This is a genomic window from Blautia sp. An46 (genome assembly GCF_002161645.1).
In the GTDB taxonomy this organism is placed as follows: domain Bacteria; phylum Bacillota; class Clostridia; order Lachnospirales; family Lachnospiraceae; genus Blautia; species Blautia ornithocaccae.
This window is the reverse complement of record NZ_NFIF01000051.1, coordinates 1-1217: the sequence shown is the minus strand read 5'-3', so window position 1 is coordinate 1217 and position 1217 is coordinate 1. Positions and strand designations below refer to the sequence as shown.

At 42.0% G+C, this 1217-nt stretch carries 1 protein-coding gene; it reads left to right on the top strand.

Annotated elements, in window-relative coordinates:
- Window positions 1-81: 81 nt before the first annotated feature.
- Entirely contained in the window at window positions 82-1203 is a 1122-nt protein-coding gene (locus tag B5G00_RS18420; protein ID WP_087275080.1) for an ISAs1 family transposase, read from the top strand.
- Window positions 1204-1217: the final 14 nt, after the last annotated feature.

Sequence of the window (1217 nt, the reverse complement as noted above, 5' to 3'; positions counted from 1 at the left end):
CAGGACAAACGCATGAGTAAATAAATTGTGAACAAATCTCCTTTTATGTGATATGCTGAAAATAAAAAGGAGATTTGTGCTGTGGAAGAATTGTTGGAGTGGATGGATTATATCGAAGATATACGACAGGAAAAGAAAGTCCGCCATAAACTAAAGGATATTATCGTGATAGTATTGTTTGCCACATTGTCCAATGTAGACGACTGGGTGGAAATGGAGTTTTTTGCCCATTATCATGAAGAGTACCTAAAGAAATATATTGAACTCAAAAATGGAATCCCATCCCATGATACTCTTTGCCGGGTGTTTGGGATGCTGTCTCCGGAAGTTCTGCAGAAATTATATCAGAAATGGCAGGAACTATTGAACAAAGACGAGGGAAAAGCATTAAGGAAACTGATCTGCATTGATGGGAAAACCATGCGCTCCAACAAGAGAAAAGAGGGAAAGCCGAACCACATCCTGACCGCATGGAGCCGTGAGGACGGGTTTAGTCTGGGTCAGAAGGCAGTGGACGAAAAGAGCAACGAGATCACGGCGATTCCGGAGCTGCTGGAAAAAATCCGGATCAAAGGGCAGGTAGTAACCATAGATGCGATGGGGACACAGAAAGAGATTGCGGAAAAGGTCCGAAAAAAGAAGGGGGATTATGTCCTTGCATTAAAAGAAAATCAAAAGACAATGTATGAGGATGTACGCCTGTTTTTTTGTGATGAGCAGGAAAAGGAGCAGCTAAAGAAAAGGGGAGCCTACTGTAAGACGATAGAAAAAGCCCATGGACAGATAGAGATCCGGGAGTATTATCAGACGGAGCAGATTGGCTGGCTAAGCCAGAAGAAGGAATGGGCAGGCTTGAAAAGCATAGGGATGGAGGAAAAGACCATAAAGAGGGAAGGGGAGGAAAAGAAGGAATATCGCTATTACATCAGCAGTCTGAAAGAAGATGAGAAGTTATTCAGCCTTGCGGTGAGAGGACACTGGAGTGTGGAAAGTATGCACTGGCATTTGGATGTGACCTTTAAAGAGGATGCGAACACAACGTTAGATAAGCAGGCAGCAGAAAATCTGAATATCATACGGAAATGGTGTATAAGCATCCTGAAAATGGTAGAAATTTTTCGACCTAATCTGTCTATGAAAAAGAAACGATTTGTGATCAGCATGAATCCGGAAGAGTTTTTGGAGCAGGTTTTGAATTTTTAAAAAGTCAATTTTTT